The organism is Paenibacillus tritici (genome assembly GCF_018207515.1).
Lineage (GTDB): Bacteria > Bacillota > Bacilli > Paenibacillales > Paenibacillaceae > Paenibacillus_AQ > Paenibacillus_AQ tritici.
Window position 1 is genome coordinate 2525751 of sequence record NZ_CP073365.1, and the last position, 25836, is coordinate 2551586.

General features: G+C 53.8%; 15 protein-coding genes. All 15 read left to right on the forward strand.

What is annotated here, in order from left to right; all coding sequences use genetic code 11:
• Window positions 1–53: 53 nt before the first annotated feature.
• Window positions 54–8771 carry a chitobiase/beta-hexosaminidase C-terminal domain-containing protein gene (locus tag KDC22_RS10565; RefSeq protein WP_211722984.1) on the forward strand — a complete coding sequence of 2906 codons (8718 nt, stop codon included), beginning with the start codon at window positions 54–56 and terminating at the stop codon, window positions 8769–8771.
• Window positions 8772–8801: 30 nt separating this feature from the next.
• Window positions 8802–9488, forward strand: a complete 687-nt coding sequence (locus KDC22_RS10570) for a S1 family peptidase (RefSeq protein WP_211722985.1) — start codon at window positions 8802–8804, stop codon at window positions 9486–9488.
• A gap of 162 nt (window positions 9489–9650) precedes the next feature.
• Window positions 9651–10013: a LytR/AlgR family response regulator transcription factor gene (locus KDC22_RS10575; RefSeq protein WP_173139090.1), complete on the forward strand. Its 363-nt coding sequence runs from the start codon at window positions 9651–9653 to the stop codon at window positions 10011–10013.
• A gap of 108 nt (window positions 10014–10121) precedes the next feature.
• Window positions 10122–11300: a MalY/PatB family protein gene (locus KDC22_RS10580; protein WP_211722986.1), complete on the forward strand. Its 1179-nt coding sequence runs from the start codon at window positions 10122–10124 to the stop codon at window positions 11298–11300.
• Between the two features lie 560 nt (window positions 11301–11860).
• Window positions 11861–12814: a nucleoside hydrolase gene (locus tag KDC22_RS10585; protein WP_211722987.1), complete on the forward strand. Its 954-nt coding sequence runs from the start codon at window positions 11861–11863 to the stop codon at window positions 12812–12814.
• Between the two features lie 142 nt (window positions 12815–12956).
• Window positions 12957–14207, forward strand: a complete 1251-nt coding sequence (locus KDC22_RS10590; RefSeq protein WP_211722988.1) for a stalk domain-containing protein — start codon at window positions 12957–12959, stop codon at window positions 14205–14207.
• A gap of 267 nt (window positions 14208–14474) precedes the next feature.
• The gene (locus tag KDC22_RS10595) at window positions 14475–15428 is read left to right on the forward strand and encodes a radical SAM protein (RefSeq protein ID WP_211722989.1); all 954 of its coding nucleotides are present in this window, start codon (window positions 14475–14477) and stop codon (window positions 15426–15428) included.
• 95 nt (window positions 15429–15523) lie between these two features.
• The gene (locus KDC22_RS10600) at window positions 15524–16558 is read left to right on the forward strand and encodes a bile acid:sodium symporter family protein (protein WP_246553440.1); all 1035 of its coding nucleotides are present in this window, start codon (window positions 15524–15526) and stop codon (window positions 16556–16558) included.
• Window positions 16559–16794: 236 nt separating this feature from the next.
• Window positions 16795–18828, forward strand: coding sequence for a methyl-accepting chemotaxis protein (locus tag KDC22_RS10605; protein ID WP_173139096.1), 2034 nt, complete (start codon window positions 16795–16797; stop codon window positions 18826–18828).
• Window positions 18829–19321: 493 nt separating this feature from the next.
• Entirely contained in the window at window positions 19322–19594 is a 273-nt protein-coding gene (locus KDC22_RS10610) for a CD3324 family protein (RefSeq protein WP_173139097.1), read from the forward strand.
• Window positions 19595–19753: 159 nt separating this feature from the next.
• Window positions 19754–20773: a phosphotransferase enzyme family protein gene (locus KDC22_RS10615; RefSeq protein WP_246553442.1), complete on the forward strand. Its 1020-nt coding sequence runs from the start codon at window positions 19754–19756 to the stop codon at window positions 20771–20773.
• A gap of 119 nt (window positions 20774–20892) precedes the next feature.
• Window positions 20893–22197, forward strand: coding sequence for an ABC transporter substrate-binding protein (locus tag KDC22_RS10620; RefSeq protein WP_211722990.1), 1305 nt, complete (start codon window positions 20893–20895; stop codon window positions 22195–22197).
• 93 nt (window positions 22198–22290) lie between these two features.
• The gene (locus tag KDC22_RS10625; RefSeq protein WP_246553444.1) at window positions 22291–23184 is read left to right on the forward strand and encodes a carbohydrate ABC transporter permease; all 894 of its coding nucleotides are present in this window, start codon (window positions 22291–22293) and stop codon (window positions 23182–23184) included.
• Window positions 23185–24018, forward strand: a complete 834-nt coding sequence (locus tag KDC22_RS10630; protein ID WP_211722991.1) for a carbohydrate ABC transporter permease — start codon at window positions 23185–23187, stop codon at window positions 24016–24018.
• Window positions 24019–24048: 30 nt separating this feature from the next.
• Complete coding sequence (locus tag KDC22_RS10635; RefSeq protein ID WP_211722992.1) at window positions 24049–25827, forward strand: family 43 glycosylhydrolase; 1779 nt, start codon at window positions 24049–24051, stop codon at window positions 25825–25827.
• The last annotated feature ends 9 nt before the right edge of the window (window positions 25828–25836 follow it).

A 25836-nucleotide genomic window follows, 5' to 3' on the forward strand; every position in this document is an offset into this window, starting at 1 on the left:
GGCGGGCGGGCATCTCTGCTGGGAAATCACAATATAATTCGGGTGGTGTCAACATGGCTTTGAAGCGAAAATCATGGATAGGTTATCTATTAGCGCTGGCGGTAATTGTCGTTGCGGCAGTGGCCGGAGGCATCATGGCCAAGGCTGATCCGCAGACCTGGGACAGCGCGGCTGATACCAGATGGTATGTGCCGACTAATGATACCTTCAAAATTAAGAATGCTGAAGAGCTGGCAGGTGTATCCAAGCTCGTTAATGAAGGCACCGTAAACGGACTGAGCGGGAAAATTCTGGAGATTACGGACGATCTGAATCTCTCTGCTTACCAGTGGGTGCCGATCGGTACCGCCGAGCATCCGTTCCGGGGCACATTGATCACGGAAGGCGGGTTGATGAAGACAATCTCCGGGATGAATGTAGTGCAGAGTCTTTCATACCAGGGCTTGGTAGGTAATATGGAAGGCGGTACAGTAGGCGGCCTGAACTTTGACACAGGCTCGATCACGGTTACCGGAGTTACTTATGATGTCTATGCAGGCTCCGCAGTAGGTAAAATGAGCGGCAGCAGCATTGTTTTTGATATTACCAACCATATCAATATCAGCACTCATGCTTCTCCGTATCACTCCTTCACCGGCGGAATTGTCGGAATGGGCGAAGGCATGATCTCTAACTCAATCAACAACGGAACCGTTACAGCGCATGGTTCAGCCGACATCGGCGGAATTATGGGCTACGGCGATTCCAGAGGCATTATCATCAAAAAAGTGGTCAATCATGGAGCTATTCTTGCCCAGGGTACAGACAGTTCCGTACTCACCGCAGGCGGGATCGCAGGGCACACCGCAGGCTCGCTTCGTCTAAATGATGAAGATACTCCAATCATCAATACGGCTTCTGTCACCATCGCTGGCGGGAATCAGGTTGCAGCAGGCGGCATTGTCGGTAAAGTGGACAACACCGTAGTGTTCTCCAATATGACTACCAATAACGGTGCAATTACCGTTAATGCAGCAGCGGCAGTTAATTCAGCAGCCGGAGCGCTGGTAGGTGCAACAGGTACGGTAGCAAGTGAAGCGGCTTCCATTACGTTTGTGAATACGGCGCCGGTTACCAATAACGGCGGCAAGAACGTATATACGGGCGGCATTGCCGGATATACCGGCAGTACATTCACCTGGACGAATCCTTATGTGAATACACAGAAGGTAACTGCAACAGGATCAGAAAATGTAGCTACTGGCGGATTCGTCGGATATGCCGCAGGCGGGCTGGTAACCAGCAACGCTGCGGCAGGGGTATTTAAGAATGAAGAACTGATCTCGGTTAACGGCGGCAAAGGTGTCTATACCGGCGGGATTGCCGGTTATGATGCTGGCGGGAACATCACCCAGGCCTCCTCCACAGGTGCACTGAATGTTAAAGGTACTGCGGATGTATACACCGGCGGGATTGTGGGTTACGAAGTCGGCGGAACTATTACATCTTCAGTGACAGGTAAGACGGAAGGAGAGCATCTGGAGATTACTTCCGATGGAACCATCGGCGGAATCGCCGGCTATTTGGAAGGCACCCTGAATAATTCTTCTATTAAATATGCAACGCTGCAGATCACTTCTGCTGGCGGGATTGCCGGCGGGATTGCCGGTAACGCACAGGGAACCATGAACGGCATTACTGCCGGGGATGCTGCTTCGGCAGGCTACAGCACTTTGATTCTCAAGGCTGCGGTAGCGGGTCCGGCAGATAGTCAGGACAATATCACGTTCGGCGGACTTGTGGGCGTGAATACTAAGCCACTGGTTCTGACCGGCGGCAAGGCTGCCCGCATCAGCTTCCTGAATGAAGCCGGAAGAAGCGGGTATATCATCGGCGGCGCAGCAGGTAAGCTGAACGCTGATGCGGTAATCGGGTCTGCCGCTGTGCCTGTGGAAGTGCAGGATCTTCGCACAGAGCTGAAGGCCGATAAGGTGAGCTTCGGCGGCGGCGCAGGACATAACTCGGCTGCCCAGTTCAATGGACATACGAACCGTATCGACATCAAGGCTACAGGCGCTGCGGTAAAAGCGGGCGGAATGTTCGGCGAGAACCATTCGGCAGCAGCTTCTCCGTACAATCATGCGGAGAATGTAGTTATCACCGCAACAGGTGCGGATAATCAGCTTGGCGGGAATACCGGTCTCAATGCCGGACAGCTGGTTAACGCTACAGTGACCCAGCTCTCGATTGAAGCTAAGGGTGTACGCGCGGAAGCCGCCGGGATCGCCGGACATTCGGAAGGGGCAGCGGATTCTGCCGAGCGGGCAGGAATTACATCGGCTGTGCTGAATGTTCCCGGGGATGAACCGATGATTACCTTGAGTGCTGTGGAATCCAAAGCGGGAGCAATCGTAGGGGCTGCTGCAACTACGGATATTACAGCTCCGGAAGTGAACGCGGAAGATGGTGCTCTGATGCTCATCCAGGCGCAAGCGGCGAAACCGTCTGTTGGCGGACTCGCAGGTGCGCTTGAGAACAGCAGCATCATCAGTGACAGCAAAATTGTGAATGTGGAAAATATGCTGATTCTGGTAGCACCAGCGGCTACAGATGCTTATATTGGCGGTATTGTAGGCTACAATGAAGCCTCCAGGCTGGAGCGTCTGGCAGGATCAGCGGTTAGTCTGACACTTAACGCCCCACGCGCTACGGCAGGCGGGGTTGCCGGATACAACCACGGCAGTACTTCAGGAGTTATTGCGAACACTTATATCAGTGCTCTCAATCTGAAGGCTAATGCCGGTGCGGTCTCCTCTTATGTCGGGGGAGTTGTGGGCCTTAATGCGGCCCAGAGTGTTGATCCGGTATTGAATCCTGTGACCTCAGTCAGCACGATTCAGAATACCCGGACGCTGGGTACAGTCTCAGCCGTTTCCGCGAATGCCATTGTGGGCGGAATGGTTGGCGAGAACCGCAGTCTGATTGCCAATAACAGTATTACCGATAAGATCACGGTAATCTCAAGAGGCGATTCTTCCGTCATCGGCGGTCTGGCCGGTGTCAATACAACATCAGGAATACTCTATTACACGTATTCTAATGCCAACTTGACCATTGAGGGTACAGGGACTCATGCCGGGGGACTCGCCGGTGAGAATGCCGGTGCGGTTATTGGATCTTATGTAGATATTGATGTTACCGGCAGTGCCAAAGGAACAGCAGGCGCTTCGGTCTACTTGGGCGGACTGATCGGCAGAAATACAGCCGGTACGGTGGAACAATCGTATTCCTCCTCCAAGGTTACGGCGAACAACGTCTATACCATTGTCGGCGGTCTGGTCGGAGAACATTCCGGCGGTACGATCAAGAACTCCTATGTGGCGAAAAGTGTTAACGCTGCGAACAATAATTCTTATGCCGGCGGATTCATTGGCAGAATTACAAACGGTAAGGTGAGCAATGCTTACTCAGCGGCAGAGGTTACTGTAGCGAAGGATAAGAGTGCTTATGCCGGTGGTTTCGCCGGACGGTATGATAATGCCAGTAAAGAGCTGCTCTATAAATCCTACTATATTAAAGACGAAGCACTGAATATCAACAGCGATCTGCCTGATTTCGCGGAAGGCAATCACCGGTGGCTGAACGTGCATGTCCGGCTGACCACGATCCTGTCGGAGACGCTGAAGGACAGAACCGTCTTCCCGGGATTGTCAGGCTGGGACTTCGAAGGCGCCTGGAAATACGGCTCACTGAGCGCAGTATACCGGTATCCTGAAGTCAACCGTATTGCCAATACCGGCGGAGATAACGGCAATAACGTGAACGCCAATATCAACTGGTACATGAAGGATAAGGATGCCATCGGCTTCCAGATCACCTCGGAGGCTGAGTTTGCCGGTCTGGCGGGTATTGTCAACGGCACGATTGCCGGTGTGGACGCCTTCGACTTTGCGGACAGAACGGTGACGGTTATGAATCCGATCCATATCCAGTCCAAGCAATGGGTACCTATCGGCGATAAGGAAGCCAAGCCTTTTGAAGGAACATTCGAAGGGAACAGTCACCTGATCGACGGCTTAACGCTTCAGCCTGTGTATACTCATTCCGGATTGTTCGGCGTGATCGGAGCCAAGGCTGTAGTGCAGAACATCAATCTTGAACCTCTGTCGGTTGCCGGTAACGGCTACACCGGCGTACTGGCCGGGACGAACCTGGGGACAGTTAACAATGTGGAGCTTAAGCTGCTGGGCGGCGTGAAGGTCAGCGGCGGAATTGTCGGCGGTATTATTGGCCAGAACTCAGGCAGTATTACAGGCCTGCAGCTCACGCTGGACGGCGGAAGCCGGATAGAGACGATAGCTGAAGGCGGCATTGCCGGAGGAATTATCGGCGATAATACAGCGGACATTACAGCAGAAACTTATGTCATTCACGATAAGGACGGCAGTATCGGCAGCGCAGCCGACCATGCAATTATCGGAGGAATTATCGGGGTTCAGAATGGCGAGGTAACGGGTCTTGCCCTTGAGGTGAATTCGCGGTACCGGATTTCCTCTACGGGAATTGAATCTACGGTTGGCGGACTCATCGGGCATTACGAGTCTGGAGAAGCAGCCGATCTGACAGTGACCTTCGCAGACGGAACCCTGGAAGCACGGGGACTGGACTCCATCCTTGGCGGTATGATCGGCCAATCGGACGCGGGGAACAGCATCCGTAAGGTTACAGTGACAGGCTCCGGAAGCGGCGTACAACTGACGTCGGGCGGTACTGCCGGTGGTGTTGTAGGCATGAAAAAAGGCAGACTCGGCGGAATGCTGGCCCGCTCGGCAGATAACGGCAGCAGCTTCGATATGGAGCATGCAGCCGTTGAAGGCGTGAAGCTGGCTACGACTAGCGACAGTCTGAAGGCTGTCCTCGGCGGGATTGCCGGATCGGCTACCCATACGGCGATCAATGATGTCCGGTTCAAGGCATCCTTGCAGGCCGCAGGTGAAGTGATCACTGCCGGAGGTATTCTGGGAGTGAGCGATAATTCTATCCTCTACCATGCGGAGTCATCACCTGATCTTCAGGCGGCGGCGAAGAGCGGAGAGGTTGCGGTCGGAGGGATTGCCGGATCAATCTCAGCGGAGGATATCCATCAGGGCTTTGATTTTGGCAAAGCTTACCCGCTGTACAAGGGCATTTACATTGCCAACGTTCAGAACGGCACCATAACGGTTACTGGAGCAGACCATAGCGCTGACCTCTACACAGGCGGTTTGACCGGTAAGAATACCAATGCCTCCATCTATAGCTCAGAGGTTGCTTCCGATGTGAAGGTAACGGGTGGTAACACAGTGAATGCAGGCGGAGTTGCCGGATACAGCAGCGGGATCATTGTAGATACCATTGTCAGAAGCGGCCTGCACGCGGATAACAACAGAGTGAATAATGTCGGCGGACTCGTTGGCCGGGGAGCTGGCGGCGAGATTCATTACAGTAAAGTCATCGCCGGCTCCGGGGAGGAAATTACTGTTGGATCGGCGGTAACACTAGGTCAATCTGTACCTGCGACTCGTGCAGGCGGAGTTATCGGTATGGGGGATGCAGTCAAAATTACGCATAGCCATACGGATATTCAGGTATTGATTACAGATACCAATCAGGATAATACGATTTATGCAGGCGGCTTCGCCGGACTCTTGGGTGAGAACGGTACGGTTGCCGGACAGATTCAGACATCCTATGCAACAGGCAAGCTGAATGTCAGCGGCAGATTAGGCTCTTATGTCGGGGGCTTCGCGGGTTCAGTAGATCATTATTCGATCACGGATTCTTATGCTTCCGGTGAACTCGGCAATACCGGCTTCGACACACGCAGCGGCGGATTCGCAGCAGCGGTGGAGCGGAGCGGCAGCATCAGCAATTCTTACGCATTGCAGAGCAAGATTTCCACTGTAGGCGTGAAGTCTTCGACCCGCTCTTACAACGGCGGTTTTGCCGGTTATAATGACGGGACGCTGACAGGCGTATATGCCAATGTTCCAGAGATTTCAGTGAATGTAGCAGGCAAAAACGTCCTAACAGGCGCGCTGGTCGGCTACAACTTCCGGGATGGCAAAATTGTTGGTTCGTCGTACACAGGCACGCTGCCTGCCGCAGGTCATAATGCAGGTGCAGCCGCGGCTGCCGTGAGTACAGCAGCGGTGAATCCGCTGAGTTCCGGACGATGGAATCTGGATGTGGATACCTCCTTCCTGCACGATCTGACGGACGCAACCATTACGGTGCAGACTCCGCTGCAGCTGGCGGGGGCAGTCCTGTTCTATAACGAGACCGGGCTGAATTATTACAAGCTGTTCAACAGAACCGCTGAAGATAAGCCGGAGCTGGCAACCATTCTGCTCGGGGCGGATATCCATCTGGCCGGAAGCCCTTGGACTGCGTTCGACAGCTTTAAGGGAGTATTGGACGGTCAAGGTCATACGCTCAGCGGACTTACACTGAGATCCTCAGAGCAGCAGACTGCCGGATTCATTAGAGAAAACTACGGTCAGCTTCTGAATGTTAACTTTACGGGAGCGGATATTTCCGGCGCAGTGAATTCCGGTGTTGCTGCCGGAATCAACCACACAGGCGCAGTCATCCAGAATGTGAAGGCCAGCGGTTCCGTAACTGGCAGTGCTGCCGCAGGCGGAGTAGCAGGCTTGAATCAAGGCCTCATTGAGAAGTCTGTGAATGAAGGCGTTACTCTCTCGGGACAGGGCCGTAAAGGCGGAATCGCCGGCCGTAATGCCGGAGTGATTCACCAGGCCGTGTCCAAAGGAAATATTGATGCTTCGGCCACACTGGCGGTTGGCGGCATCGCCGGTGAGAACAGTGCGGAAGGTACAATCACCGAGTCGATGGTCTATGGCGATGTCCATGTGGCTTCGGCCCAGGCTATCGCTGGCGGGATCAGCGGTCTGAACGCGGGAGCGATCAAGAACAGCTATTCTGCCGGAGCAGTTACCGCAGAAGGCATGTCTACCGCATGGGCTGGCGGCATCGCCGGTCTGGCGGAGAGCGGAACCATTACTTCTTCCCTGAATACGGGAGAAGTGAAGGCTGGAGTGAAAGGCAAGATTCTGCCGCTGCAGGCCTTCTTCGGAGGGATTGCCGGACAGAAATCGGACCAGGCAACCATCAGCGGGTCCTTGTTCAACAGACAAATGCTGAAGAATAATATTGCCTTCTACAATTTGGATGGACAGGCGGTAGCCGGCAACAGCAGCAGTGCCATGGGGCTTACGGGCACCGAGCTGACCGGTGCGAATCTCCCGGCAGGTCTGGAATCTGGAATCTGGAAGGCGCAGAGTAGCTTCTATCCGGTACTTCTGGCCTTTGACGGAACAGAGGAAGGAACCCTGGCTTCAGCGGCTGTAATTCTGAACCCGCAGGACCTGATTAACCGCGTGGGTTCGGCATTCAACTTGAGCAGCGGCGGAGCACTCTCCTGGAGTGCTGATCACTCCAAGGCTGAAGTGAACGGTGCTGCGGGCAGTCTGAAATCAGGCGGCAGCGCAGTACTGAAGGCAACAGCAGGCGGACAGAGCAGAAGTATTGCCATCAATACGGCTGCACTCCAGTACCCTAGCTCGGCAACTGCACCAACGGCAACGCCAGCGGATAAGAATTTCATCAGTGAAGTGAAGGTGGAACTGGCAACAGGCGAGCAGGGAGGAAGTATCTACTATACGCTGGACGGTACGAATCCTACCGAAGCATCGAATCTGTACAGCGAAGCTATTGATCTAAAGAGCACTACGACGGTTAAAGCAATTACTATTGTTCCAGGCAAAGAATACAGTCCGGCTGCAACCTGGACCTGGACGCTTATAGTACCTAATCCCGGCCCTGGCTCTGGCCCTGGTCCTGGCAGCCCCGGGGGCCCTGGACCTGTTGCTCCGGCTCCGAGTCCAACACCTGAGCCTGTAACCCCGGCGATTACTGCTATTGCAGGCGGATCGACGGTGCATGGTGACAGTGAAGCTCCGGTCAAGATCGTGAGGAACAGCAAGCTGAAGCTTACCGCTCCAGAAGGCCAGACGATCTACTACACAACAGACGGAAGCATTCCGACTACCAAGAGTACCAAATACACCGGTGAGCTGCTGATCACCAAGAGTATGACGATCAAAGCGATCACAGATAAAGACGATACTGTGATTACCATTGAGTATGTGGTGGAGAATGCCAAGTACAGCCTGAAACAGAATAGCGGAGAGATTAAGTATATCGCAGCTTATCCGAATGGCCTGTTCATGCCTAATGCGGCCATTACCAGATATGAGCTGATCCAGTCGCTGGCTCCGCTGCTTGATATGGAAGAAGTGAATGTGGGCAACCTGTTCAATGATGTGAATGCCGAGAATGAGTCCCTAAGCGGATTCTTCGCTGCGGCGGGGATTATTGAAGGTTACCCGGACGGCGGGTTTGGCGGAACCAAGGGCTTGACCCGGGCTGAATTCTCCAAAATCATGACTACGGTGCTGAAGCTCGATGTTACTCAGGCCGGAGCTGCGAAGCAGAAGGATATGCGCGGACACTGGGCGGAGAAATATGTCAATGCCTTGTCCCAGGCAGGTTATGTGCAAGGCTTCCCTGACGGAACCTTCAAGCCGGGAACACCGATTACCCGTGCGCAGGCGGTAGTGCTGATCAACCGGATTGCCGGGACGAAGAAGCTGAATGTTACGGCTGTGCGGTTCAAGGATCTTCCGGCTACCCACTGGGCTTACAAAGACATCATGTCGGCTGTGAAATAACAGTAATATATAGGTGAAGGAGGTTGGCGGATGAAAACAAAGCTGCTTGCCGTAAGCCTGATTTTCTTATTGATCTCGGCGGTGCTTTTCTACTCAGACACTACCAGCGCCGATACACCCTATGTGTATAGCGCCGAACAAAGCTACGGAATTGCGAGTCAGGCCATGTTCTATCTGCGTGTGCTGAAAAGCGACGGCACAGCCAGCTCCACCGGGACAGGAATTATCCTGTCCCCGGATGGAACAGCGGCAACGGCGTATCATGTGGTCAAAGGCGCGCAGCGGATCGAAGGGGTCATGGCGGACGGAAGTCTTATCAGTCCGATTAAAGTCACCAAGTTCGATGAGCTTAAGGATGTGGCGGTGCTTGAACTGCCGGGTCCTGCTGCAATGAAGCAAAAGGGCAATGCCTATGCATATCTTCCGCTGCGCAAGAGCGCAGTGAAGCATGGTGAAGCTGTGTTTGCCCTTGGCTATCCGCTTAAGAATACGGCGATCATCACAGAGGGCATCGTCAATACACCGGCTGCGGACATTAACGGCAGAAGCCGGATACTGGCTTCTGCCCAGGTGGCCAGCGGAATGTCGGGGGGGCCGCTGCTGGATTCACATGGCGAGCTTGCCGGTATCATCTCCGGCTCCCTGCGGACCATGAACAACATTCATTTGGTTGTGAATATGGAGGATCTGCGCAGCTTGCTGCCCGCATCCTTCTGAGTCTAAGAAAGACCAGAAGCAGCTGAACCTTAAGGCTGCAACATAATATTGACTGTGGCTGTCCTCTGACGTTTCTTGGGAAACGCAGGGACAGCACTTTTTTTAGAGTGAAGTCTACGGATGTATTCGGCAAGTCCCGCTATGGAAGGAGGAGGAACCCTAATGATTAAGGCATATTTGCTGGACGTGAACCAGACGGATCTCTATAAGCTCTCATCCATGCTGCAGCACACCGGCAAGGTGACTGTGATTGGCATGTCAGCCTATCCCCAGAATGTCGTGGACCAAATTGTCCTGCTGCAGCCCGATGTGCTGTTTCTGGATCTTCAGCTGCCCGGCCAGCAAGGAGTCGTTGTAGCTGAGCTTGTGAAAAGGAGGCTGCCGGATATTCAGATCGTGGTTGTCACAGAGACCAAGCAGCATGCCCTGTGGGCCTTCGACCAGAATATTGCGGATTATGTATTGAAGCCGCTCGAGGAGGTCCGGCTGGGCCAGTCGCTGGAACGGCTGCGCAAGGGAGGCTGAAGCGGACGCTGTAGAAGGCTCTATCTCCGCCAGCATGGAACCAGGGTGCCGGAAATCTCCGCCCATGTTACAATAAACGGACAAGCAGAAAGGATGGGGTGATTTTAGTTGAAGTACGATTTTAACCGTATTATTGACCGCCGCAATACCCGTTCCTACAAATGGGACCAGTCCGAGCAGCTGTTCGGAGACAAGGAGATTCTTCCGCTTTGGGTGGCAGATATGGACTTCGAGAGCCCTCCTGCCGTGAAGGAAGCGATTCTGCGCCGTGTGCAGCAAGGGGTATACGGCTATAGCGTGACGGGTGACTCCTACAAAGAAGCGATTGTGGGCTGGTACCGCAGACGCCATGACTGGGAGATTCAGCCGGAATGGATCTCGGATTCCCCGGGGATTGTAACCTCGCTCAGCCTGTCCGTGGAGCTGTTCAGTCAGCCGGGCGATCAGGTGATTCTGCAGTCGCCGGTATACTATCCGTTCTATGATGTCATCCGCATGAATGACCGTAAGGTCGCAGTCAACCCGTTGAAGCTCGAAGCAGGCCGGTATGTGATGGATTATGTCCAGCTTGAAGAGCTGATGGCCGGCGGTGCGAAGCTGCTGCTGCTGTGCAATCCGCATAATCCGGGCGGCAGAGTATGGGAACGGGAAGAATTGCTGCGTCTGGGAGAGCTGTGCCTGCGGTACGGGGTAACGGTGATCTCAGATGAGATTCATTGCGATATGATTATGCCGGGACACAAGCATATCCCGTTTGCTTCCCTGTCACCGGAGCTGTCCGATATTACACTGACCACACTGGCAGCAACCAAGACCTTCAATCTGCCGGGTCTGCAGACCTCGTATATCGTAACCTCCAATGCGGAGCTGAAGCGCAAATTCGACTACAAGCTGAAGACGCTTAGCCTGCATATGTCCCCGTTCTTCTCGCCGGAGGCTGTAGAGGCCGCTTATAATGAAGGCGAAGAATGGCTGGATGAGCTGGTGCAGCATATCAGCGGCAATGCAGAGTATGCCGTCCGCTACCTCGCAGAGCATCTTCCGCAGGTGCAGCCGATGAAGCCTGAAGCGACCTATCTGCTATGGATCGACTGCCGTTCGCTTGGACTCGATTCGGACGGGCTGAAGCAGCTGATGTACCGTGAGGCGAAGGTGGCTTTTAATGAAGGGTCTGTGTTCGGAACGGAAGGGCAAGGCCATCTGCGGATTAATCTCGCTTGCCCGCGTTCTCTTCTGGCCGAGGCGCTGGAGCGGTTCGTCCGGGCGGCTGCTGCTTATGTGAAATAGATATTGCCGCGCATATAATGGTACCGCTAATAGTTACCGCCGTTTTCCTCTTGAACATTCTGTTCGGAGGGAGCGGCGTTTTTTTGTTTTTTGCCAGGGGAACCTCCTGCAATTACTGCAACAATCCATGCTGCGGGGCATCAGTCTAGCCGGAATCCTGCCTAAACTGCAACAATCTGCTCTAACTCCCTCCCCCAACTCGCTCCTCTCTTCTAATATATTCATCTATATAAGAAGCACTAAAGAAAATAACAAAAAGCAAGAGAAGCGAAGGGGAAATTTGGAACTGTAGGAGCGGTAGCGACCGCCTTAGTCCCCGGATTTCCACCGCGAACAGTGGTTTAAATCAAGAAATCTGGGGACAACAGCGGCCGGAAGTCCAAATGTTCACCGCAGTGACGCCAAGCTTCAAGTTCAACTCTTAAGTGCGTCTTATCTACCATACTCTCTTATTGAGCAGACCCCAGACCCGTGATAAGATGGGCAGTACGGCTGATAGAGTAAGTAGCTGGTAGAGTATGTATAAGAGTAAGTATAAATAGAGAGTGGGAGAGATAGAGATGAGCAGCAGAACCCGAATGATTATTGATTGTGATACAGGAATAGATGATGCACTGGCGATTCTGTACGCGCTTCGGTCACCGGAGGTAGTGGTGGAGGGAATTACAACGGTGTTTGGCAACATTGATGTGCAGCAGGCGGCGGATAACACGCTGCGGCTGCTCGCCCTCGCCGATCCGGGATATGAGATCCCGGTAGCGCTTGGGGCTTCCCGGGCGCTGGTGCGCGAGCTTACAGGCTTCTCCACACATGTTCACGGGGAGAATGGCATTGGCGGCGTAGAGCTGCCTCCCGCCCGGCAGGTGCCGGTGCAGGAGACGGCGGCAGAATTCATTGTGCGGATGGCGGACGAGAATCCGGGAGAGCTGGTGCTGGTGACGCTCGGACGGCTGACCAACCTGTCGCTGGCTCTGGATCTGGACCCGCAGCTGACCACCAAGCTGAAGAAGGTTGTGGTGATGGGCGGCACGGTCTTTAAGCCGGGCAATGTTACGCCGGTTGCCGAAGCCAATCTGTGGGGCGATCCGGAAGCAGCCGACCGTGTATTCACCTCGGGACTGCCTGTCATGATGATAGGGCTGGATGTTACGCTGCAGACACGGATTACTTCGGAGCATCTGGAGCTGCTGAAGCGCCATGGGCGGGAAGAGAACAAGGCAGTGATAGACTTTATGGAAGAGTCGCTGCAATATTATTTCAATTTTTACCGCGAGGCTAACTATCTGATCAACAGCGCTCCGCTGCATGATCCGCTGGCTCTGATGGCTGCCCTTCAGCCTGACTTAGTGACCTGCCGCAAGATGAAGGTTCGTGTAGAGCATCAGGGCGCATTCACCTCCGGGATGGTGGTTGCTGATTTGCGGGCGCAGCCCAAGGAAGGACAGTTCATCGAGGTGGCGGTGGAGGTGGATGCAGAACGGGCGGTAGGTGTCTTTTTGAACATGTTCATGTAGGTGCAGGCGAACCCCGGACAGAGGAATCTCCCAATAGGTTACAATCTCTTAATTGCTATAATTATCTAGTTTGATAGAATAGTAGGGGATGTAAGGTATAAGAGATTCATAATCTATCTATTAGAGAATGGGGACCTAATGAATGAAGCATTTGGCCAAAATAGTATTATGCGCAGCGATCTCACTGGGCGGCTACTCTGCGCTTCCGGCAAGTGCTGCCCAAGCTGCACCTGCCGGGATTAATATCATGCTGGACGGATATCCGCTGCCGTTCCCGGTAGAGCCCGTTATGATGAACGGCACGACCATGGTGCCCTTCCGCGCTATCTCAGAAGCACTTGGCATTCAAGTGCAGTGGAATCAGGCTGCCCGCATAATCACCGCGACGCAACCTCCCGCTGCTGGAGCAGCTCCGATAAAGGTTGTCCTGACCCTCGGCAGCAAGAATGCCGTCGTGAACGGGGCGGTGGTGAAGCTGGAGGTAGCCCCGCAGGATATCCGCGGTACCACGATGATTCCGCTCAAATTCTTCAGCCAGCAGTTCGGGGCGGCCGCTTCCTGGAATCAGGCTACCAAGACCGTCTCCATTACCTCTCCGAAGAAGGACATGTATACCCTGGGCTTCTATGCGCAGAAGGCCTACAGCGAAGTATCGCTGATTCCAAGCTTTGATGCGGTTGCCTTTGGCTGGGCCCGGATTGACGCCACCGGCCAATTCACCACCACCGGCAAAGACTTCTGGTGGCCGGAGGCTGCCGGTGAGGTTACACCGGAATCCATTGTACAGAATGCCGCAGCGGGAGGGACCGCTCCTTATCTGATGGTCTATTCCAGTGATTCGTCTCTAGAGCTGAGCAAGAATCTGGAGGACCCGCAGCTGCAGAAGCAGACGATTGCAAGTATTGTAGATTTGGCCTCGCAGAAGGGATTCAAGGGCATTGGACTGGACCTGGAAGGGCTGGGCTTGACCGGAGACAAAGCGCTTGTGCAGAGCCAGTACAATACATTCGTCAAGAATCTCTCCGTGGCTGCACGCGCCGCCAGCCTGAAGCTGACCGTCATTCTGCATCCGCTGAACAGCTCCTACAAAGGTTATGATTACAAGACGCTGGGCTCCCTGGCAGATGATCTGGTCATCATGGCTTACGCTTACGAAGGGGAGACGGGACCGGAGCCGATGAATAAGGTCGATGAGAGTATCCGGCTGGCGCTGAAGCAAGTCGGCAAGGACAAGCTGATTCTCGGAATTTCGGTATACAGCGAGAACGAATCCTCTGTCAATGCCAAGATAGATTTAGCCAAACGTTACGGGCTTAAGGGAATCGCCATCTGGCGTCTGGGCCTCATCGGCCAGCCGGTGATGAGCCGGATGGGAGAAGCGGTGGAATTATAGAATCCGCTGCAAGTCTTTAGGCAAGGATAGATTCATTTCATTTTACAAGCTGAGTTAAGACTGCTGTATGGTGATTGCGGCCATGCGGCAGTCTTTTTGTCAAATATATGACCTCATAGTCCCTCTTAGGCGTCTGCCTGTTACGCAGCATCCTGGCTATTCAGGCTGGCGATATCAAATGTCACATTACCCCTGAGAGCAAACCTGTATAATTCTATAGGTTGACCTTACAATTGACGTTTCAACAAATAGGGAGGACTATAGAGGATGAGTACGAAATATAAAGCACTGGAACTGGATAAGCCGATGACCTATGAGCTGGAAGGGCTGGAAGTCGGTGTGACCTCGAACTGTAATTTCCGCTGTGATTATTGCTGCGCTTATAATAGAAATGATGGTCAGACCCTTGACGGTAAGGAAGTCATCCGCATTCTGGAGGACCTGCCCAATCTGAAGCGCGTGCGCCTTTCGGGCGGAGAGGTTACATTGAAATTTCAGGATTGCGTGGATATCGTGGCATACTGCACCTCCCGCGGGATTCAGACCCAGTTGAACTCGAACGGCAGTCTGCTGAACGAAGAGCGCATTGGTCAACTGGTAGACGCAGGCCTGACAACAATCCATATTTCCTTCAATTTCACCACCGCCGAAGGCTTCTCGCGGTATTATAATATTCATCCGAGTGTCTATCACAAGATCAGAGAGAACATCACGATGTTCGCCACAACGCCGGTGAATGTGGTGCTGGAGACGCTGCTGTTCAATGAGACGCAGGATCATATGCAGGAGATCAGTCAGCATGTCTACTCCATGGGCGTAAGAACGCATGAAATCCAGAACAGTATCATTATGGGGCATACCGGCTGGAAGGCGATTGCGGCCCGTGAGCAGCTGAAGAATGCCGTCAATGAGCTGATTGCCCGCAAGCCGGAGGATACCACACTCTACTTCACCTGTATGGACCGTTTCATGGAACCTATGGGCTTCGAGGAGCAGCCGGGCGTCTACTTCCCGCATTGCATCGAAGGCATGAAGCAGCTGCATCTGCATGGCAACGGTGATATTCTGATCTCCGAGCTGTGCCATCCGGTTATTATCGGCAATATTTATGGCGGTACCTCGTTGAAGGATATATATAGCAACATGCCTGCACCGCTTGAAAAGTATCTGGAAAAACGGCCTTGCCCTGCGCTGGATGCCTTGTTCCCGCAAGGCGTGTAGCCCGGCTGCCTGAATTACGGCGGTGGCCGGGCATAATCTAATGGACCGTACGGGCTCCGGCTCTTGACGGCTCACCGGAGAGGAGGAACCCTGACATGTTCAGTGCAGTAAGACGCGGATTAGTGTCATCCAATGTTGTGCTTGAGCGGATTATGCCGCTGCTCACCCCTACAGCGATTGTGGTCGGTGTGCTTAATGAGGCGTCGCTGCTCCCGCTAACCTGGCTGGTGCCATGGATTTTTGCCGCTATGACGCTGATTGGCAGCCTGAAGTCTAATTTCCGGGATCTGCTCGCTGTACTGGTCAAGCCACAGAAGCTGCTGGTTCTGTTGATCATTCTGCATATCGTGATGCCGCTGATCGGCTGGCTGGCGGCTATGCTGTTTTTCCCGGGCGATCCTTATACGGTTACAGGGTATGTGCTGCTTTTTGCGATTCCAACCGGTGTGGTCAGCGTAGTCTGGGTGTCCATGCATGGCGGGAATATCGCCCTTACACTCGCGCTTATTCTGATTGATACGCTGCTCTCTCCGCTGATCGTGCCGGGTACCCTGTACGTTCTGATGGGGGCCAGCGTACAGATTGAGATCGGTGAGATGATGCGGGGCCTGCTCTGGATGGTTGTGCTGCCTTCGGTGGCGGGGATGCTGCTGAATCAGGTCAGCAAGGGCAAGATCAGCGCGGCCTGCGGCCCGCCGCTTGCCCCTCTGGTCAAGGTAGGATTGTTCATCGTGGTGTCGATCAACGGTGCCAGCATTGCCCGGTATCTGAAGCATCCCGACGGCAAGCTTGCCCTGATTATCGCGGTTACCTTCGTTACGGTCGCGCTCGGCTATGTCATTGGTGCTGTAGTCTCGCGCCGCCTGCACTACGATCATGCGAGCGCTGTGGCCGTACAGTTCAACTCCGGGATGCGCAATCTCAGTGCAGGTGCGGTACTGGCCGTTCAGTATTTCCCGCCCTCTGTTGGTCTGCCCGTCATCACCGGCATGCTGTTCCAGCAGATTCTGGCCGCCTGCTCCGGCATGTTCATCCGCAGCAGAGCCAGACGCCTGCAAGAGAGCAGCCAGTCAGCAGATCCGCTGGTTGCTTCAGCCCCGGCAGGGCAGCAGGGGCACGCTCTAGAATAGAACCCGTTATGCGAACCCGCTTGTCCCTGTTCATGCCGTTGTCTGCGGCTCAAGGGAAGGGCGGGTTTTAGTGTACAAATTAATCTGTTATTCGACAAAATTCGATATTATTTCTGGATATTCTACATGAGACATTCATTAATTTCGGGGGGAATCCGATAATAATTGTAATATAAGGTATAGTTCTAAGTTTCGTAGCTACTGGTTGAGAACAGGGCGGAAGGAAGTTGAGAATAATGAAGATTCGTATGAAGTTATCGGTTATGATGATTGTCGTTACACTTATTTCTACAGCATTAATGGGGATTTTTACGTATACCAAATCCACCGGTACCATCATGAATTTGACCGAATCTTCCATGGCACAGGTCAATACCAACAAAGCGCAGACCATTGGGGCCATGATTGATAAAGAGAAGCGCAGTATACAGCTGGTTGCGGGTGAGAGCGAGATTGTGCAGCTTTTGCTTCAGGAGGGCAAGGGCGGATTACCCGGCGGAGACACTCTGCGGAATGAAGTGAATGTGAAGCTTCAGGGCTTGGTGAAGGACGCAGGCAACCTTGAGCATTTGTTTGTAGTCGATCTGAAGGGAACGGCAGTAGCGGACAGTGATACCAAGCTGATCGGTGCGAACTTCAGCGATAGAAATTATACGAAAAATGTGTTGAAGACAGGTGCGCCTGTAATCAGTGAGACATTGAAATCCAAGTCAACCGGGGCTTACGTACTGGCCTTTGTCCATCCTGTGAAAAACGGGGACCAGATGATCGGATTCGTTGGTGCGGCGGTCAATGCGAACAGCCTGATCACCTATCTGGCTGATGCCAAGGTGACCAATGCCCCTTCCTCTTATGCCTATCTGGTAGACGAAACCGGAAATACATTGTTCCATCCTGACGGGGAGAAGATCGGTACAGCTGTCGAGAACGAATCCATTAAGGCAGTTGTCGAGCGGGTGAAGGCGGGGGAAAAGGTGCCGGATGGGGATGTGCAGTACACCTTCAACGGGGCCAAGAAACAAGCCGCCTACACCGTGCTTCCAGAGACGAATTGGACATTGGTATTGACCGGGGATGTGGACGAGGTGCTGCAGCCGGTGAATGAAATGACGAACTTCATTATGCTGCTCGGCTTGGGAAGCCTGCTGCTGACCCTGCTGATAGGAACAGCGGTGGCCACCCGGATCTCTTCACCGATCATCAAGCTCACAGAGCTGGTGAACCGTACTGCGGAGCTGGATCTGAAGTATGACAACCAATATGAATATTTGACCAAAAACAAAGATGAGACCGGAACCATTGCCAAGGCCATGTTCCATACCCGTGCGGTCCTGCGGGAGATGGCCGGAAGCCTGATCGGGATCTCCTCCAAGGTGCTGGACAATGCGGAGACCCTGGAGAAGCTGTCGAACGAAGTCAGAGAGAATGCGCATGATAACTCAGCTACTACCGAGCAGTTGTCGGCAGGCATGGAGGAGACAGCGGCATCTACCGAGGAGATGACGGCGGCCATTCACGAGGTTGAGAACTTTGTCAGCATGATCTCCAGCAAGGTAAAAGAAGGCTCCGGCGTATCCAGCCAGATTACGGAGCGGGCCTTGGCCCTTCAGCATGATGCGGTGACATCCACCGAGAACGCGAAACAGATCTATGACTCGGTCCGCGGGGAGATGCAGAAGGCGATCGAGCAATCGGGAGCAATCCACGAGATTAATCTGCTGGCCGATACGATTCTCTCCATTACCAGCCAGACCAATCTGCTGGCCCTCAATGCAGCGATTGAAGCGGCGCGGGCAGGCGAGGCTGGACGGGGATTCGCAGTGGTGGCCGGTGAAATCCGCAAGCTGGCTGAGAAGTCCTCCGAGACGGCGGCCGGGATTCAGGATGTAGTCAAGAATGTATATTCCTCCGTAGAGCAGATGACCCGGCATTCCGAAGCCGTGCTGACGTTCATTGATAAGAATGTGCTGGGCGATTATGAGCGTCTGACCGAGGTCAGCCAGCAGTATAACAGTGATGCATCTACGATTAATGAGCTGATGAGCCAGTTCGAGGAGTCAGCCGATCACCTGAACGAGACCGTCTCCAGCATTGCTATCGCTGTTAATGAAGTCGCGGCTACCGTGAATGAAGGGGCAATCGGGGTGCAGGATATCGCCGAGAAGACGGCGGAGATTGTGGAGAAGACCTTCCATGAGGCCACCATGGCCGATGAGAATACGCAGAGCGCCAAAGAGATGCAGCTATTGGTAGAGAAGTTCAAAATCTGAGCCGGTTTCAGGAGATCTTTACCTGGGCTTCATCTGATTTTAAGCTTGGGGGGGTATAGTAGCCACATACCCCCCTTTAATATAATCTTTGACCCCGCCGGACGCTGGCGGGGTCCTTTTTTTCTATATAAGAAGCACTAAAGAAATAAACAAAAAGCAAAAGAAGCTGCCGTAAGTCCAAATGTTCACCGCAGTGACGACGAAGCTTCAAGTTTAAAACTTAAGTGCGTCTTATATCCACCGTCCGTAGGAGTTTTGCGGGAAACGGGAGGTTCAAGTATACTATAGTCAATATAAGCCAGGTCAAATATGGAAGGAGGACACTTCATGAGAAGATTAATGCTCAGCTCTACGCAAAGTCTATGGACAGCACGGCAGTGGTTGTTGTGTAGAGCTGATAAGAAGTCTCCGCTGCAACGATTTGCCGGATAAGCGTCTGTTCTATAGACTTTGCTGCCTTTATAAGTTCAATACTTAAGAGGAGCGGAGCTATATGAAATATGTAAATGCGGATCTTGTACTGCCGCAGCGGCTGCTGCAGGAAGTACAGAAATATATGCAGGGCGGGATGCTCTATATCCCGAAGCCCGCGGGCCAGCGCAAGCGGTGGGGGGAGAATTCTGGCGGCAGAACCTATCTGGCCGCCCGCAACCAGTCCATCCGTGAGCACTATGCCAGCGGACTAAGCGTAACCGAGCTGGCCGGGCAATTCTGCCTGTCGGCCGACAGCATTAAGAAGATTGTATATGGAAGCAAGCGGATATGAATTGGAAGGGGCGGTCCCAATTAGTCATCTCATGACTTTTGGGACCGCCTTTTCCACTTGTGTGCAAAAGTTAGGTTACACCTGTTTATTATCTATGCCCGTTGACAGGGCCGAACCTATAATATATGTAGGCAGCTATATTAAGGGAGGCAGGAAAAGATGGGGATAGAAGGTTTAAGCAGCAGAATGGAAGGTGATTCATCACAATCTACATTAGCAGCAGCAAGAAATATTGTGCTGTGTGCGCTCAAGGAATATGAATTAGATTGGACTAAGATTGATTATATCGGGCAATCCGATAGTGTCACCTTCAAGATTGAGACGGAAACGGCGGGGAAGCTGCTGCTGCGGATTCATGGCGAACGGAGCAGCCGGGCAGAAATTCTGTCGGAGCTGGAATGGCTCAGACATCTGAGTCAGACAGCGGGTCTGGTAGTGCCGGAAGGCAGGGTAAGCTCCAGCGGCAGCTATATCCTGGAGACTGGCGGAGAGGAACAGCTTCACTATGTAACCATGATGCGCTGGGTGGAGGGGGAGCATGCGGAGGGAAATCTGCCGGATGAACAGGTCTTCGCCACGGGAGCCATGCTGGCCGGGATGCATGAAGCGGGCGTACAGTTTGTTCCTTCTGCGGACTTCACCCGTCCGGCCTGGGGGGCTGACAGCTTCAGGGCGGAGTGGACCAAGCTGGAGAAGCATCACGCGGCTATGGTATCTGAAGAACAATGGAAGCTCTATCAGGCTGCTGCGGACAAAATCCTGAATGAACTCGAAGCCATGCAGCCGCAGGCCGGCAATTACGGCTTGATCCACGGTGATCTGCACAGCGGCAATGTGGTGTTCGCTGAGGGCAAGCCGCGGGCGATTGATTTCGGCCGCTGCGGCTACGGTTTCTACCTGTATGATCTGGCTGCTGCTCTGCTGGAGCTGTCCACGGAGCAGCGCAGCAGACTTATTGAAGGTTATCGCAGTGTGCGCACACTGGAAATGGAATCGGATTATGAACGGAAGCTGGAATGCTTCTTCGTCATGATCATGATCGGGAACTACAGCCATCACATCGTACATCCGGCTGAAATTCCCGGTTTGCGGGAGGAACAGCCGTATGCACTGGCCTATCTTAGAGAATATCTGGCCGGCTCCCGTTTTCTGTTCAAGAGGATTGAACCTGCCTTGTAATCTGTAAATATGTCCATTGATCCTAGTCTAAGGACATTTTGTGATCTCCCCCGAAGCGGTAACATGAAGACATCAAAGAGCGACCAGCTTTGAATCACCGATAAAAGGGGAGTACACAAATGAAGCGATCCATGCAAAAAGTAACATCACTATTACTGATGGTTATGATGCTGGCATTGGTTGTAACCGCTTGCGGCGGAAACAACGCTAAGAACAATGGTGTTAATGCCGGTAACAGCGGCAAGGAGACGCAGGCAAGTGACAGCGGCAGCGGCAAGAAGACAGAGCTGCTATTCTGGTCACCCTTCTCCGGCTCGGATGGCCCGTTCATGAAGAAAATCGTAGATAAATACAACAGCTCCCAGGATAAATACAAAGTGAACTTCGTAATCCAGCCCAATGGTGAGTATTACAAGCAACTGGATGTTGCGCTCAGCACCGGTAAGGAACGGCCGGACCTGATGATTATGCATGTGGATCAGGTGCCGACCTATCAGAGCAAGGATCAGCTGCAGCCGGTGGATGAGCTTGCGGCGGCAGCCGGCATTAATCCGGGTGATTTTGCCGAAGCGCCGGTTAAATACGCGACCATCGACAGTAAGCTGTACACGATTCCGCTCGACATTCATCCGGTGGTCATGTACTACAACAAGGATCTGTTCGAGAAGGCAGGGGTCACAGCACCGCCAACCAACCGTGCTGAATTCGACGCTGCTGTACAGAAGCTGACGGATAAAGGCAAAGGGGTCTACGGATATGTAGTACCTACCCTTTGGCCGCAGCAGTTCATCTTCCCGTCGCTTGTCTGGCAGAATGGCGGAGAACTCTGGAACGGGACGGATGTAGCCTACAATTCTCCTGAAGCAGTAGAAATGGTGCAATGGCTGCGCGATATGGTAGACAAGGGCGTCTCCCCGGCCAATGTGCAGCAGGATGGCGAGAACACGTTGTTCCTGCAGGGCAAGAATGCGATTCAGTTCAATGGACCTTGGATGAAATCACAGTTCGATGAAGCCGGACTCAACTATGGCGTAGCCGTAATGCCGCAGATCGGCACAGCGAAGCAAGCCATTTATGCAGGCTCCCATGGCTTTGTGGTTCCGAAGGCTGTGACAGACAGCAATACGCTGGCCGGCATCGGTGATTTCCTGAAATATGTCTCCGGCAACTCGCTGGATTGGGCTGAATCCGGTCAGGCGGTCGCTTCCAAAACCGTTATGGACAGTGCAGAATTCAAGGCGATGGAGTTCCAGAGTACGGTATCGCAGAGCTTCTCCTCTGTACAGTTTGCACCGAATGTGCTGAACTGGGGCACTATTGTTGAGCCGGTGTGGAGCGAGCTGAGCAATGCCATCCTCGGCAAAAAATCACCGCAGCAGGCCATGGATGATGCGGTCTCCAAATCCCGTCAGGCGATGAAATAACCAGCGAGATGATGAGATCATTCTGGTAAGAGAAAGCGGGGAGCGCATCATCGCTTCCTGCTTTTCCCTATACGAGGAAATGGAGGGACTCCTTTGAAAAGCACATGGACTTCACGCTTCACCTCATTTCTGTTCATTCTGCCCTATCTTGCAGCCTTTGGCATGTTTCTGCTTTTTCCTATTCTGTACGGTGTTGTGATCAGCCTGCAGGACTTTGAGCTGCTGTCTGACGCGCATCCCTTTGTGGGGCTGCGCAATTATATTACGATTTTCACCCCGGGCACGCATGAGAACAGCATCTTCTTCCGCGGCCTGTGGACCACCTTCCAGTTCGTCTTATATTCTGTACCGCTGTTAATTGTGGCAGGGCTGGGGATGGCGATGCTGGTCAATGCGCTGCCGGCGAAGCTGCGGGGGATGTTCCGGACGTTCTACTTCCTGCCCTACGCGCTGTCCGCTTCCGTAATGGCCGTGATCTGGCTGATGATGTTCGATACGAATGCCGGATTCATTAACAGCCTGCTGCAAAAGCTGGGGCTGACCGGTATTCCGTGGCTGACGGCTACTCCATGGGTCTGGCTGGCGCTGGTGCTCACGACACTCTGGTGGACCATCGGGTTCAATATGATTATTTTTGTCAATGCGCTCAATGAGGTGCCGGAGGATTATTATGAGGCGGCTGCGATTGACGGGGCGGGTGCCTGGAGCCGGTTCATGTCGATCACACTGCCTACGATCCGGCCGGTCATGCTGTTCGTCATGATCACCTCCACCATCGCGTCCTTCAATATTTATGCCCAGCCGTTCCTCCTGACGCGCGGGGGGCCGGGAGACACTACCAAGGTGCTGTTGATTAATGTGCTGGACCAGGCATTCGTGCGCAAGGATATCGGTTCGGCTTCCGCGATGGCGATTCTGATGGCGCTGCTGATCATGATGGTGTCTATCGTGCAGTTCCGTCTCACGAACCGGAAGGAGAAGGTGTAAATGGGGAGAACCCGAAGAATAGGCCTGCTGCTGCTGGCCAGTCTGATTGCGCTGTTCGTGCTGCTGCCGCTGGTCTGGATGTTGTCCACGGCGTTCAAAAATGACTTCGAAGCCCTCTCCGGGCGGATGAATTTCCTGCCGCAGAAGCCTACGCTTGATAATTTCGTTCAGGGGCTGAGCGGGGAGCTGATGAATACACCGATTCTGCGCTGGATCGTCAATTCCTTGTCAGTGGGCATCGCGGGTACGGCAATCGTGCTGCTGATTGATTCGATGGCGGCGTTTGCCCTGGCCCGGCTGCCGGATCTGCCGCTGCGCCGTACGCTGCTGTCCATGTTCATTGCCTCGCTGATGATTCCCAGCGTGCTGACCTTTCTGCCGATGTACATTGAGTTCAATACGCTGGGGCTGATCAATACCTATCAGGCCTTGATTTTGCCCGCTACCGCCGGGGCGTTCGGGGTGTTTCTGCTGTACCAGTTTTTTGTCTCCTTCCCGAAGGAGATCGAAGAAGCGGCCCGGATCGACGGGGTGAACAAATGGAAGCTGTATACCCGTATCCTGCTGCCTTCTGCCGTGTCGATCATGATGACGCTGGGTATCTTCACCTTCATGGGAATCTATAATGACTTCGTCTGGCCGCTGTACGCGACCACCTCGCCGGAGATGCGGACAATTACCGCAGGAATTGCCATGATGGCTACCGGAAGCTACACCCAGAGCTACGGGAAATTAATGGCCATGACGACCATCGCAGCGCTTCCGGTGCTGATCCTCTTCATCGCCGGGCAGAGGTCGTTCGTTAAAGCAATAACCAGCTCGGGTGTGAAATAGCGGGTTCCCTAACCCTGGGAGGAGCAGCAAATGAACAAGATATCAGTGAAACCGCAGAAGGCATGGACGGGTAAGAACCCGCGTAGAATAATCTGCTCCATCGCAGCGGCTCTGCTATTTATACTGGCGGGAGGTGCATATATGTTATTACAGCACAACAATGGCGTAACGGATGAGGTCTACAAAGGGCACGGCGGAACCTTTAAAAACACGCTGGCTGAGATAGATACGCCTGATCCGAGCGTGATTTACAGGGAGGGGTATTATTATATGACCTTCACCCATAACGGAACGGATATCATGGTGATGAAGTCTCGTACCCTCGATTTCCGCCAGGCGGAGCGGAAGGTGGTGTGGTATCCCCCGGCGGAAACAGCCTATTCTGCTAATCTCTGGGCTCCCGAGCTTCAGTATATCCGGGGGAGCTGGTATATCTATTTCGCCGCAGATGACGGAAGGAACGAGAATCACCGGATGTATGTGCTGCAGGGTGACAGCGGTGATCCGCAGGGCGGCTATACCTTCAAGGGCCAGGTCACCGACAGCACCAACAAATGGGCGATCGACGGGCTGGCGATGGAGGCGGACGGAGAACTGTATTTCGTCTGGTCCGGCTGGGAAGGCGAGGTGAACGCTGCGCAGAATACCTATATTGCACCGATGAGTGACCCGCTGACGATCAGCGGACCGCGGGTGCTGATTAGTGAACCGCTGCTTCCCTGGGAGCAGGCCGGAGGCCCGCCTTATATCAATGAAGGCCAGTCTGTCCTTCAGCGTGACGGCCGTGTCTTCATTGTCTATTCCGGTGCGGGAAGCTGGACTCCGCATTATAGTCTGGGCTTGCTGGCTCTGAAGCCCGGCGGCAATCCGCTGGAAGCCGCAGACTGGATCAAGTCGGAAGAGCCGCTGCTGGCGATGGACGAAGCCGCCGGAGTGTACGGACCGGGGCATAACTCATTCACGGTGTCGCCGGATGGCAGCGAGCAGTGGATTGTCTATCACGCCACCACAGGGGCGGCGGACGGGTGGAACAACCGCAAGGCACGGGCCCAGCGGGTTAGCTGGGACAATGAGGGGCTGCCGGTGTTCGGCAAGCCGCTGCCGCTGAGCGAAGCGCTTAACGTTCCTTCGGGAACGGGCGTGTTCCGGGCGGAGTCAGCTGTCCGCAGCGGGAACCGGCTGGAGTTCCCGTCTCTGCCGTCCGCAGTGGATAGCGGCACTCCGCTGCTGGTGCATTATGTGAATCCGGGTGGAGAAGCTGCGAAGGCGCTCTTGTCAGTGAACGGCGGGCCGCCGTCAACACTACACCTGCCGCCATCCGGCGAGGGCCAGGCCGGTTATGCCTATCTGAGTCTGCCGTTCACCGCCGGGAAGAATACAGTTGCTATTGATTGGCCGGAGGGAGCCGGGGCTGAAGTGCAGGCGATTGAAATTCCGCGGTATGAGGGCGAGGCCCAGTCGCTGGAGGGGGAGGCTGCTGCTGAAGACAACCCGTATGCCTCAGGCGGTGCAGTGGCAGGCTTAAGCGGCAGCGGGGCAGCGCTGCGCTTCGGCAATATCCAGGTCCCGCGCTGTGGAACCTACACGGTGACGTTAGCAGTCCTGAATGCTTCGCCGGATGCGAAGCTGGAGGTATCCGTGAACGGGGCGCCGGAGACGATATCTCTCCCCGGGCGGAAGGAACGGAACCAGCCCGCATTCATGGAGCTGAAGCTCAAGTTACAGAGCGGAGAGAATGAGATCATTCTTTTTGACAGACAAGGCAGCTTCGGTATAGATTATATGGATATATGGCAGAAGAGTGAATGAACATGACAG

Bases quoted from the DNA above. Each gene is read 5' to 3' on its own strand.
- KDC22_RS10620 (WP_211722990.1), top strand. From the start codon at position 20,893: ATGAAGCGATCCATGCAAAAAGTAACATCACTATTACTGATGGTTATG.
- KDC22_RS10595 (WP_211722989.1), top strand. From the start codon at position 14,475: ATGAGTACGAAATATAAAGCACTGGAACTGGATAAGCCGATGACCTAT.
- KDC22_RS10585 (WP_211722987.1), top strand. From the start codon at position 11,861: ATGAGCAGCAGAACCCGAATGATTATTGATTGTGATACAGGAATAGAT.
- KDC22_RS10570 (WP_211722985.1), top strand. From the start codon at position 8,802: ATGAAAACAAAGCTGCTTGCCGTAAGCCTGATTTTCTTATTGATCTCG.
- KDC22_RS10605 (WP_173139096.1), top strand. From the start codon at position 16,795: ATGAAGATTCGTATGAAGTTATCGGTTATGATGATTGTCGTTACACTT.
- KDC22_RS10565 (WP_211722984.1), top strand. From the start codon at position 54: ATGGCTTTGAAGCGAAAATCATGGATAGGTTATCTATTAGCGCTGGCG.
- KDC22_RS10590 (WP_211722988.1), top strand. From the start codon at position 12,957: ATGAAGCATTTGGCCAAAATAGTATTATGCGCAGCGATCTCACTGGGC.
- KDC22_RS10635 (WP_211722992.1), top strand. From the start codon at position 24,049: ATGAACAAGATATCAGTGAAACCGCAGAAGGCATGGACGGGTAAGAAC.
- KDC22_RS10610 (WP_173139097.1), top strand. From the start codon at position 19,322: ATGAAATATGTAAATGCGGATCTTGTACTGCCGCAGCGGCTGCTGCAG.
- KDC22_RS10575 (WP_173139090.1), top strand. From the start codon at position 9,651: ATGATTAAGGCATATTTGCTGGACGTGAACCAGACGGATCTCTATAAG.
- KDC22_RS10630 (WP_211722991.1), top strand. From the start codon at position 23,185: ATGGGGAGAACCCGAAGAATAGGCCTGCTGCTGCTGGCCAGTCTGATT.
- KDC22_RS10600 (WP_246553440.1), top strand. From the start codon at position 15,524: ATGTTCAGTGCAGTAAGACGCGGATTAGTGTCATCCAATGTTGTGCTT.
- KDC22_RS10615 (WP_246553442.1), top strand. From the start codon at position 19,754: ATGGGGATAGAAGGTTTAAGCAGCAGAATGGAAGGTGATTCATCACAA.